Annotated in this window: 10 protein-coding genes; all 10 read right to left on the bottom strand. The window is 34.4% G+C overall.

Annotation, left to right across the window (positions count from 1 at the left end; translation table 11 throughout):
• Positions 1-4 precede the first annotated feature (4 nt).
• A complete protein-coding gene (gene uvrB, locus ACSULM_RS02155; protein WP_436860271.1) occupies positions 5-1990 on the bottom strand; it encodes an excinuclease ABC subunit UvrB in 1986 nt (661 codons plus the stop codon).
• 328 nt (positions 1991-2318) lie between these two features.
• Positions 2319-2549, bottom strand: a complete 231-nt coding sequence (locus ACSULM_RS02150; protein ID WP_436855124.1) for a CsbA family protein — start codon at positions 2547-2549, stop codon at positions 2319-2321.
• 5 nt (positions 2550-2554) lie between these two features.
• Entirely contained in the window at positions 2555-3196 is a 642-nt protein-coding gene (locus ACSULM_RS02145) for a YfbR-like 5'-deoxynucleotidase (RefSeq protein ID WP_069994417.1), read from the bottom strand.
• 238 nt (positions 3197-3434) lie between these two features.
• Positions 3435-4385, bottom strand: a complete 951-nt coding sequence (locus ACSULM_RS02140; RefSeq protein ID WP_436860144.1) for a COG3942 and LysM peptidoglycan-binding domain-containing protein — start codon at positions 4383-4385, stop codon at positions 3435-3437.
• A 430-nt stretch (positions 4386-4815) separates the two neighbouring features.
• Positions 4816-5932, bottom strand: a protein-coding gene (gene prfB / locus ACSULM_RS02135) for a peptide chain release factor 2 (RefSeq protein WP_436860143.1) whose coding sequence is annotated in 2 segments (ribosomal slippage) — positions 4816-5859 and positions 5861-5932 — 1116 coding nt in all. Because the reading frame shifts where the segments join, the coding sequence is not laid out codon by codon here.
• A 225-nt stretch (positions 5933-6157) separates the two neighbouring features.
• Positions 6158-8689: a preprotein translocase subunit SecA gene (gene secA / locus ACSULM_RS02130; RefSeq protein WP_436860140.1), complete on the bottom strand. Its 2532-nt coding sequence runs from the start codon at positions 8687-8689 to the stop codon at positions 6158-6160.
• Between the two features lie 302 nt (positions 8690-8991).
• On the bottom strand, positions 8992-9564 hold the full coding sequence (hpf, locus tag ACSULM_RS02125; RefSeq protein WP_436860139.1) for a ribosome hibernation-promoting factor, HPF/YfiA family: 573 nt from the start codon (positions 9562-9564) through the stop codon (positions 8992-8994).
• A 65-nt stretch (positions 9565-9629) separates the two neighbouring features.
• Positions 9630-10301, bottom strand: a complete 672-nt coding sequence (locus tag ACSULM_RS02120) for a ComF family protein (RefSeq protein WP_436860137.1) — start codon at positions 10299-10301, stop codon at positions 9630-9632.
• Entirely contained in the window at positions 10294-11367 is a 1074-nt protein-coding gene (locus tag ACSULM_RS02115; protein WP_436860135.1) for a DEAD/DEAH box helicase family protein, read from the bottom strand. Before ACSULM_RS02115 ends, ACSULM_RS02120 begins: the two co-directional genes overlap by 8 nt.
• A 367-nt stretch (positions 11368-11734) precedes the next feature.
• Entirely contained in the window at positions 11735-12598 is an 864-nt protein-coding gene (gene fakB1 / locus ACSULM_RS02110) for a fatty acid kinase binding subunit FakB1 (RefSeq protein WP_436860132.1), read from the bottom strand.
• Positions 12599-12608: the final 10 nt, after the last annotated feature.

The following is a 12608-nucleotide window of genomic DNA, read 5'->3' as shown; positions in this document are numbered from 1 at the left end:
TGCGTCACCTTTCTGCTTTTAATTCAAACAACATGTCTCTTAATTCTGTTGCTTTTTCGAAATCTAAATCTTTTGCCGCCTTCTTCATTTCTTTTTCTATATTTGCAATTGTTTTTTCGCGTTCTTTTTTCGTCATTTTCTTCGGTACTTCAGTTTGTTGTTGTTCATTCGTTTCGTCATTGTCTACAGTTGCACTGATAACATCGTGGATTTTTTTATTAATTGTAGTTGGTGTAATGTTATGTTTTTCATTATATGCTTCTTGAATGGAACGACGTCTCTCTGTTTCATCCAATGCGTAGCGCATGGAATCTGTAATCTTATCACCGTACATAATAACTTCACCACTGCTGTTACGTGCAGCACGTCCAATTGTTTGAACCAATGAACGTTGTGAACGTAAAAAGCCTTCTTTATCTGCATCTAAAATAACAACTAACGAAACTTCTGGTATATCAATACCCTCTCTTAACAAGTTAATACCGATAATAACGTCATATGTTCCCATTCTCAAGTCACGTATGATTTCAATTCGTTCTAACGTTTTTATTTCTGAATGTAAGTAATTAACTTTAATACCTGCTTCCTTAAGATATGTAGTTAAGTCTTCACTCATTTTTTTCGTTAATGTCGTCACTAATACACGCTCATTTTTATCAATACGATCTTGGATTTCACCGAGTAAGTCATCAATTTGATTTTCTGTAGGTCGTACTTCTATCTTAGGATCAAGTAGACCAGTTGGACGAATAATTTGTTGCACCATCTCATCCGTATGTTCTAACTCAAAAGGTCCTGGTGTTGCAGAGACATAGACGAATTGCTTAGTTTTCTCTTCAAACTCTTCGAATTGTAACGGTCTATTATCTAAGGCACTTGGCAAACGGAAACCATGATCAACAAGCACTTGTTTACGTGCACGGTCACCGTTATACATACCTCTAATTTGAGGTAATGTTACGTGAGATTCATCAATCATCACAAGCCAATCGTCACCAAAATAATCTAATAATGTATATGGTGTTGATCCTAGTGGACGTAATGTTAAATGCACAGAGTAGTTCTCTATACCTGAACAAAAGCCCATTTCTCTCATCATTTCTAAATCATAGTTCGTACGTTGTTCTAAGCGTTGAGCCTCTAGTAATTTATTTTCTGAACGTAATTCAGTTAAACGTTCCTCTAATTCTTGTTCAATTCTTTGAATTGCCGACTTCATTTTTTCTTCACGCGTAACGAAGTGAGATGCTGGGAAGATAGCAAAATGATCGCGCTCTCTCAATACTTCTCCTGTTAAGTAATTCACTTCACGGATACGATCAATTTCGTCACCAAAAAATTCAACACGGATACACATTTCTTCCCTAGAAGCTGGGAAAATTTCTACAACATCTCCCCTAACACGGAATGTACCACGTCTAAAGTCAATGTCATTTCTTGTGTATTGTACATCTACTAATTTTTTCAATAACTCACTTCTATCCATTTCCATACCTACACGTACACTCACTACTAAATCACGATACTCTTTCGGATTACCTAAACCGTAAATACAACTTACACTTGCAATGATAATAACATCGTCTCTTTCAAACAATGCACTGGTAGCTGAGTGTCTTAATTGGTCTATTTCATCATTAATGGATGCATCTTTCTCAATAAATGTGTCAGTTGAAGGTACATAGGCTTCTGGTTGGTAGTAGTCATAGTAACTGACAAAGTATTCCACTCTATTCTCAGGGAAAAACTCCTTAAACTCACTATATAACTGACCCGCTAGTGTTTTATTATGTGCAATAATCAGCGTGGGTTTACCAACTTGCTTTATAACGTTACTCATGGTGAAAGTTTTACCAGTACCTGTTGCACCAAGTAATGTTTGATGCCTTTTTCCTTCATTAACACCTTTAACTATTTTTTTAATCGCCTCTGGTTGATCTCCTTGCGGTTCAAAATTAGAATGCAACTCGAATGGATAATGCTCCATAATGACATACGCCTCCCATTTAATCTCTCTCGTGACGAACCTATAAACACCCTATCTATCGCATATTCATTAACATACACTTATGTGTTCTATTTTTATGCATGGCTCTTATACTTTCTTATACTTGTCTCATATTTTAACAGATTGACGAACAAAAATACAAACATTTGTTCGTAATAAATCAACATAATTTTATAACGAAAAACAAACATAGTTATTCACCATGTTTGTAAGTTTTAGATTTTTATCATACTATCTTCAGTAGTTTGAAGTCATATAATTATAAATCTCCTATTCAATTATAGCAATTACATTGCTCAACACTTAATATTTAATCATCTTCTTTTTTATGCAACTCTAACTGATCAATAATCAAATAACCAGCAAGTAAAGACACTACGTCTATAAAAATAATCCACTCACTATGAAAAAATCCTTTTTCAACTGAAGCACCAATGATAATGAGTGTAAGTATGGTGCCTACCCACTTGCTCCTCGTTAATACGCTTAACAGTACTACTAGGATACAAGGAAAAAATGATGCGAGTACGTACCAAATCATTCGTTTCACCCGTTCCTATTATTTAAAATAGCCATCGTTGTTTCACGCAATTCTGATCGTGGAATGAATTTTTCAGTTAACATTTCAGGAATAATATTATCTATAAAATCTTGGACTGAACTTAAATGATCAAATTGCATAATTGTCTCAAGTGACATTTCATAAATTTCGAAAAACAACTGTTCTGGATTACGTTTTTGAATTTCTCCAAATGTCTCATACAATAAATCAATTTTGTCTGCAACAGAAAGAAGTTGTCCTTCAAGGGAATCATCTTTTCCTTCTTGTAGTCTTTCGCGATAAATATCTTGATATGGCTCTGGAATTTCTTCACTAATAAAATGATCAACCATTTCTTCTTCTACTTGAGAGAATAATTTTTTCAGTTCTCCACTCGCATACTTGACTGGTGTTTTAATGTCACCGGTAAATATCTCAGCAAAATCGTGATTTAGCGCTTTTTCATATAAACTCTTCCAATCGACTTCATTACCGTGATATTCCTCTACAGTTCCTAAATATTGAGCGATTTTTGTCACCTTAAATGAATGCGCAGCGACGTTATGTTCAAAATATTTAAATTTACCAGGTAATCTGATTAATTTTTCTAAATCAGATAAACGTTTAAAATATTGATGTACACCCATGACATCGCCTCCTTATTAATATTAATGAATGATTATACTTGATTTCATAATATCACTCAACACTATAAATGTTCTACCAATATCATTAATTATACAGAGTTTCATTTAAAATTTTCTATAAATTTACAAACTTTGTGTTCATACGATACTGACTATAATTAAAGGCTGAGACAATCATTATGTCCCAGCCTCTAAAACTAGTTATATACAAATTTATTAACCATAGTAAAAATATTTACTAATGAATATAGTTATATTGACCTGTATTATGTACAGTTCTATATGATTTTTTACCTACACCTTGCCAATTCATTTCTGATACTACAATAGAACCATCAGCATTTTTACGTTCTACAACACCTACATGTCCATAGTTACCTGCAGTGCTTTGGAATATTGCACCAACTTCTGGTGTATGGTTTACTTGATAACCATTTTGTCGTGCCGCAGACGCCCAATTATTTGCATTTCCCCATAAATTGCCAACGGATTTTCCTAATTGTTGTCGACGATCAAATGCATAATACGTACATTGTCCCCAATCATAATAGTTGCTACCATTTGAAACATGTTGCGTAGGACGTGTTTGAACCGTTGCGTTATCATACGCTGTACTTTGGTCAACTTGTTGTTGATGCGTTGTATTATTTACACTTGTTGACCACGTTTGCGTAGTACTTGGTCTTACTTCAGATGATGTACTGTTATTACTATTTGGCGTTACTTGTGTTGATTGGCTATTGTTATAATCAACAGTTTGTTGATGATCTTGGTTTTCAGTTTGGATATTAAACATTTGTTGTAATTGATTGTTTATATGTGCCGAACCTTTATCAGAAACTGCTATCAATTGACCAGGATAAATTACTTCGCCTAAATTCGGATTTAATTCGTACATTGTAGCTACTGTTAAATTATGTTGTGCAGCAATACTTTGAACTGTATCACCTGACTTAACTTCTACAATATCAGAATCTGGTAATGTAATTTGCTCTCCCAATGTCACATAGTCTCTACCATTTAATTGGTTTAAGTTTTGAATTTCTGTCGTAGTTGTTGCAAATGCTTGTGCTATATCCGTTAATTTAGCATCTTCTTTTACTGTATGGATTTGGTCTGCAGAAGCAATTCCATTATAACCAAAAAACAAAGCTGCCGTTGTTATAGAAAATGTTAAACCTTTCTTCATTCGTATTTCCATCCTTTTCATTCGTATTTAATCAAAAATACTATAGCACAACAAAGGATACCGTTGAACATTGTTATTGTTCTGTAACACAACGGTCAAGTTTGTATTTCCAATCAACTTATCTCCATTAAAAAATCACTTACAACGCTTGGTATCACTGGTTCAATTTCACATCATCAATTCATAGTAAAAAATGATGTAACATTAAAATTTGCATTTTACATTTATTTTTAAATCTTTATCTCGTAAAAACAAACACTGTTACTTAAATATTCTATATGTAAATGAAGCACATAGTAAATTCAATATGTGTTTGCAAAAATAAAACAGCCATCCGTAAAAATACGCATCGCTGTTTTAATTTAAATAGTAGCTTCGAATGGTTAAAAATAAAGCCATGTACGACTTTACGCTACTATCATTCTATTATTTAGTTTGCTTTTTGATCCATCTGACTACGTAAAAATGCTTCGATAAATGGACCAATATCACCATCCATAACTGCATCTACTTTTCCAGATTCTTCATTTGTACGATGATCTTTGACCATGGCATACGGATGGAACACATATGACCTAATTTGACTACCCCAACCAATTTCCTTTTGTTCACCACGAATTTCTGCCATTTCCTGCTCTTGTTCTTCAATCTTTAATTGATATAGCTTCGACTTTAATGTCTTCATGGCTGCTTCTCTATTCTTAATCTGTGAACGTTCATTTTGGTTATTAACGACAATACCTGTAGGATGATGCGTAATTCTAATAGCAGATTCTGTTTTGTTGATATGCTGACCGCCTGCACCTGATGCTCTAAAAGTATCTACCGTAATATCATCCGGATTAACTTCAATTTCAATTTCTGTATTATTAAATTGCGGAATAACATCACATGACGCAAACGATGTATGTCTTCGTCCAGAAGAATCAAATGGTGAGATACGAACTAAGCGGTGCACCCCTTTTTCAGCCTTCAAATAGCCATACGCATTGTGGCCTTTAATAATAAGCGTTACGCTTTTTACTCCGGCTTCATCACCTGGTAAGTAATCGGCTACTTCTATTTTAAACCCTTGTTGTTCACAATAACGTTGGTACATTCTTAAAAGCATATTCGTCCAATCTTGAGACTCTGTACCCCCTGCGCCTGGATGTAACTCTATAATGGCATTGTTTGCATCATAAGGTCCATCAAGCAACATTTGTAATTCAAATTGATCAAGCTCACCTTTAAAATCATACACACTTTGTTCTAAATCTTGTTTCATAGACTGGTCTTCTTCTTCAAGTAGTAAAGCTCTAGTCGTATCCATATCTTCTAACGTTGTTTCTAAATTACGAAACGCATTGACGATTGATTTTAAAGCATTATTTTTATCAATAACGTCTTGTGCTTTGTCTTGATCATCCCAGAATGTTGGATCTGTCATCATTTCTTCATATTCTTGAATGTTTGTCTCTTTTTCCTCTAAGTCAAAGAGACCCCCTAAGTTGTTCTAGTTTTTCATTATACGTATCTATATTACGTTTAATTTCTGATAATTCCATATGCATCTCTCCTATAATCTTTAAACGTGTACACACGTTGGTTTGCAAATCTCTTTTTATACTTATAACTATTGTACAGAACTACGCACGATGTTTTCAACATTAATCAGTTTTAACTGCAGTATTAACTTTTTTAGTATTAGTTTATATATAGCAAAACCGAGAGTAAATAATAGTGTGCTATCAAGTCTCTCGGTTTTATAACATCTATAGCTACCTTAAATGCTAGGCGCCATGACAGTTTTTATATTTTTTACCACTGCCACAAGGACATGGGTCATTTCTACCAATATGTTCATCTTTAACAAATGGTTCAGCCTTTACTTTTTCTTTACCATCTTCAGCTGAAACATGCTCAGCTTTCCCAAAATCAGTTTGCTTGTCTCTTTCAACATCATCTTCAACAGAAACAACTGATTTCAAGATATATTTACTTACATCTTCTTCGATATTTTGCATCATTGTATCAAAAAGTTGATGTCCTTCATTTTGATAATCACGAAGCGGATTTTGTTGACCATAAGAACGCAAGTGTATACCTTGTCTTAATTGATCCATTGTATCGATATGATCCGTCCAATGTGTATCGATAGAACGTAGTAAAATCATACGCTCAAATTCATCAAATTGGGTACCAATCTTCTCTTTTTGGTCTTTTAATGCAACTTCGACTTTATTCCAAACAAATTCGAAGATATCGTCATTATCTTTACCTTTAATATCTTCGACTTTCAAGTCACCTTCATTTAAGAATACATCATCTACATAATTGATAAATGGTTCATAGTCTGGTTCATCTGCTTCTTCATTTACATAATAATGCACACTTCTATCTAATGTTGAACGAAGCATGTTATCGACTAATTCGCCACTTTCATCACTATCAATAATACTGTTACGTTCATTATAAATAATTTCACGTTGTTTACGTAGTACATCATCATATTCAAGTACACGTTTACGTGCATCAAAGTTATTACCTTCAACACGTTTTTGTGCAGATTCAACTGCACGTGAAACCATTTTAGATTCAATTGGCGTAGAATCATCCATACCTAATCGATTCATCATATTTTGCAAACGTTCTGAACCAAAGCGTACCATCAATTCATCTTGTAGCGATAAGTAGAAGCGACTGTCACCTTTATCACCTTGACGACCAGAACGACCACGTAACTGATCATCTATACGACGAGATTCATGACGCTCTGTACCGATAACTGCCAAACCACCAAGGTCTTGAACACCTTCGCCTAATTTGATATCTGTACCACGACCGGCCATATTGGTAGCAATCGTTACTGCGCCGCGTTGACCAGCACCTGCTACAATATCCGCTTCACGTTCGTGATTTTTAGCATTTAATACATCATGACGTACGCCATTTTTCTTCAATAGATTTGAAATGTATTCACTTGTTTCCACTGCAACTGTACCAAGAAGCACAGGTTGACCAGCTTTGTGTTTTTCAATAACTTCTTCCACAACTGCATCAAATTTACCTTTTTGACTTATATAAATTAAATCTGGTTTATCTACACGTTGAACAGGTTTATTTGTAGGAATTTGAGTTACTGTCATATTATAAATATTTCTAAATTCTTCTTCTTCAGTTTTAGCAGTACCTGTCATACCTGATAGTTTGTTATACATTCTGAAATAGTTTTGGAATGTGATTGAAGCCATTGTTTTTGATTCGTTTTGAATCTTCACACCTTCTTTAGCTTCAATAGCTTGATGCAAGCCCTCAGAGAAACGACGACCTGGCATCGTACGGCCTGTAAATTGGTCAACGATTAATACTTCACCATTATTCACCACGTAGTCAACGTCTCTTTGTAACGTTACATGTGCACGTAATGCAGTATTAATGTGACTAATCACGTCTACATTTTTAACATCGTATAAGTTATCTATTTTAAACATACGTTCTGCTTTATCAATACCTTGCTCTGTTAACTGAACTGCTTTTGTTTTTTCGTCGTAGTTGTAGTCATCTTCATTTTTAAGCATTTTAGCAAAAACATTTGCTTGCGTATAAAGTGATGTTGATTTTTCGGCTTCACCAGAAATAATTAATGGTGTACGTGCTTCATCAATTAAAATTGAATCGACCTCATCAATGATTGCAAAGTTTAACGGTCTCATGACACGTTCTTCTGCATAATTCACCATGTTGTCACGTAAATAGTCGAAACCAAGTTCGTTATTTGTACAGTATGTTATATCACACGCATATGCTTCACGTTTTTCAGTCGTTGTTTTACTATTTAAGTTTAAACCTACAGTTAGGCCAAGAAATTCATAAAGCTCAGCCATTTCTTGACTTTGTACACTAGATAAATATTCATTGACGGTGATGACATGAACACCACGACCTGTTAAGGCGTTTAGATATACTGGCATCGTTGCGGTTAACGTTTTACCTTCACCTGTTCTCATCTCAGAAATATCGCCACCATGAATTGCAATACCACCCATAACTTGTACTTTATATGGGCTCATGTTGAATACACGTTTTGCCCCTTCTCTTACGAGCGCAAATGCTTCTGGTAAAATGTCATCTAATATTTTGTTTTGCTTTTTAATATCTGTTTCAGCTTGTAACTTTTCTTGGAATGATTTTGTTTTCGCTTTTATTTCTTCATCAGTTAATATCGACGTATCCTCTTCTAATGCAAGGACTTTGTCGGCTAATTTACCAAGGCGTTTTATTTCTTTTTTATTGCCATCTGCAATTTTTGATAAAAAACCCATTTTGTTCGCTCCTTTAGCTTTATAACTCTTCGCTTACAACAATTTATATTATCATTTATAAGCTAAAATTTACACTTATTGACTTATGATTCATGTAACGTTGATAAAAACGCTTGAATTCAGTTACTTTGTTATTTATTTTAAAAGTATTATTTTAAATCTTACTCAATAAAAATATACACAAATACCTATATCACTTTCAAATTATTTCATAGTAACATAGCAAAAAATGAGCGTCCACGATTTTACTTAATCGTGAACGCTACATTGATGATGCAACTTTGACTCAATTCAACTGATGTTTATTCAGTTGTTTCAATGAGTCCGTATTTTCCATCTTTTCTTTTATATACAATACTTGTACCATCTGTCTCACGGTCTGTGAAAATAAAGAAATCATGACCTAATAAATCCATTTGAAGTACTGCTTCTTCTGAATCCATTGGTTTCAAGCTAAAGTTTTTAGCGCGAATGATTTCAATTTCATTATCAGGCTCATTGGCCTCATTTTGTATTTCAACCGCTTCATTCTCTTCAGGTAGTGAAGCAAATACTTCTTGTTCACCACGATTTCTATTTCTACGATTTACACGTGTTTTGTATTTTCTAACTTGTCGTTCAAGTTTACTATTAATTAGATCAATACCTGCATATAAATCATCGTGACGTTCTTCAGCTCTTAAAGTGACATTTTTCAATGGAATCGTCACTTCTATTTTAGTAGCTGAATTGTGATACGTTTTCACTTTTACGTGTGCTGTTGCATTTGGCACATCGTTGAAATAACGTTCTAATTTACCAATTTTCTCCTCAATATAGTTGCGAATCGCATCAGTAATAGTGAGGTTCTCCCCGTGAATTTCAAATCTGATCATAACTATCGACTCCTTTAAAACCTCTATATTGGTTTATTGCTTATTAATATAATACCACGTTTACCCTACCGTGCAAACGTAAACACATCGAATTTTCTGATTTTTCTAACAGAGAGTTTAGCAATCGCTTGATGAACCGTTATGCCCGTAGTATAGATGTCATCCACAAGTAAAACATATTTATTTTCTAAATCTATATTTTTTGATATTTCAAAAGGATTATCTAGCCTGGCTCTTAATTGCTTACCTAAGAGTGACTGTTTTGGCCTTACTTTAGTCACTAATAGTCGTTCATAATTTATTTTCATTTTTTGTAATACAATTTCAACCGGATTAAACGTGCGCTCTATATCTCTTTCTTCGGGTGAAGGTATTGGTACAATGACATCATAAGGGCCACGAGGTAATCGTAATTGTGTCGCAAACACATCACTGATTGCTACATCCCTCATAAACTTATATTGATGTATGAGGTCCTTCATAATACCATCGTATCTATAGTCACAATGTAATTGCTGCATGAGTGGGTATTGTTGCGATAAAAAAGCACAGTCTAAGCAGTCACTTTCAGTTTCATCCATTAATTTTAGACATTTAGGACAACGCTGCTTAAACTTTAATGTTATAGCTTGCCACTGATTTGTACATTGCTCGCACAATTTGGCTGGTTTTTTATAAAAAGTAAGGGCATTGAAAGGCTCAATAAACACTTTATGGCATTGGATACATTTAGCCATCAATCCACCCCTTTTGCTTAGCTAATCTATTCATATGCACAATATCTCTGCGTGCCTTTATCATTTTAAGCGTAATACCTTCATGCAAAAATAATACACGTCCATTTGGTGCCTCACGCTTTCTTCCAACCCTGCCAGCAATTTGCACTAATGCACTTGTTTCAAAATTTTGACTTTGCAATACGATAGCGTCAAGGTGAGCCATTGTAAATCCTCTTTCTAAAATGGTCGTGGTAAACATAATTTGATATTTACCCCTCCTTAAATCATTTACTTTTTCAAAACGTAAGGCATCTTCACTATATACATAGGCTAAGTTTTCGATCTTTGCTTTATATTTACTATAAGCTGCTTTCATGAGCTTAATATTGTCAAAGAATACCAGTGTGTAGCGTCCTGTTGCAATTTGACGCTTAAATATGTTGAGTAGCTTACGTTGCAATGTATGTGACTTAAATTTAAAGTATTGAAATTGAGGTACTGGTAAGGGGTGACGATGGAAACGTGCTGGTAAAGTAATGATATGTTGAGGATTTGTTTTTTGTACAAGTGCTTTAGGCGGTGTTGCTGTCATAAGAATATGACAATGCTTTTGCTTTGAGGCGTACTTAATTGCGTCCATTAATGAAGGATCCATTGTTAATGGAAATGCATCTACTTCATCAACAATTACGAAATCAAAATGACTTTTAAATCTATAGAGTTGGTGCACTGTGGCGATTACAAAATGACCATTATATTTTTGAGTTTGACCTTGATAGAGGATATCAATTTGTTCCTGTCTAAATGCATCTTGTATCCTTAACCCTACTTCAATGACTACATCTACTCTCGGTGATACTACCGCAATATTATAACCTTGCTGTCTCGCATAACTGATGGCTTCGAAAATCATTTCCGTCTTACCTGCACCTGTTACCGCATACAATAACTTTGAATCGAAATTTTTTATCGCATCTAGAATAGCTGTTGAAGCAAACGTTTGTTGTTCTGAGAGTTGAAATGGTAATTGGTATATTCCCTGGGAAATACTATTTTTAGACTGAGTAATAACAATGTGCTGCACATTATCCATCCTACCCAGCGCAATACAATTTCTACAATAAACCACTGTAGTATTTAACAAAGATGCATAATAACTGTAAAAATGTTCTGCTTTTGAAGTGTGACATTGTTGGCAAACCCACTGTTTATTTTGCTTTATAATTCCTGTTGTAATATGCGCTATGTGTTCGTCTGTTAATTTGCTTTGGTCGTGAATCAGTCTTCCATAATATTTAACTTTGTTTCCTCCTAAAAAAATCAGGTTGAGACCTTAATTTTTGTCTCAACCTGAATCATAATTTTCAATAGTAAATAAGTTTTTGTTGTCGAATTTAAGATAATGTAATTATTTTCATATCATTCGACATACGCCAACATTATTTGATTTATTAATCTGTACGTAGTGTACTTCCAAAATAACCTAAACCTATACCGCCTGATCCTAAATGCGCTGCAACAACTGGACCAAAGCTAGAACGATAGATTTTATATTGTGGATAGTTAGTTTCTAATTCTTGCTGTACCCAATCCGAATCTTCAGCAATATCGCCTTCAATTACAAAAAGTGTCACTGTTTCTAACTCATTCACTTCATTAATCACTTTTTCAATCATTTTACGTAAGGCGCGCTTTTTGGTTCTTACTTTCTCATCTGGTACAATTTTTCCATCATCAAACTTCAATACTGGTTTCATTTTCAGCATAGTACCAATCCAAGCCTGTGCGCCCGTGATACGACCACTTTTTTGTAAATTCTTCAAATCATCTACCATTAGGACTGCGCCAGTTTGTTTACGAATTTCATGTAATTCATCTAATATTGCAGAAGGTTCATAGCCCTGTTCAATCATTTCAATTACTTTTAATACATATGCACCTTCGACCATTGCAGCTAACTTGGAATCGAAAGTATGCACTTCAATATTGTCCACCATTTCGCCTGCTTGTGTAGCAGTTTGATAGCAACCACTAATACCTGATGAAAGGAATACGCATATCACGTCTGTATAGCCTTCTTCACGTAGTTGTTCAAAGTGTTCTAAAAAATCACCAATTGCAGGTTGGCTTGTCGTTGGGATTGTTGCAGATGTTTTCATCCGTTCGTAAAATTCATCTGTCGATATGGATGCGTTCTCAACAAAATTTTCACCACTATCAAACGTCACGCTTAGCGGTGCAATCCTTATATTATACTTGTCTATTAAAGTTTGAGATAGATAACTCGTTGAATCTGTCAAGACGGCAATCTTCATCAAAATCCTC

The organism is Staphylococcus caeli (assembly GCF_051413795.1).
Taxonomy (GTDB): Bacteria; Bacillota; Bacilli; order Staphylococcales; family Staphylococcaceae; genus Staphylococcus; species Staphylococcus caeli_A.
This window is presented reverse-complemented; position numbering and strand designations above follow the sequence as displayed.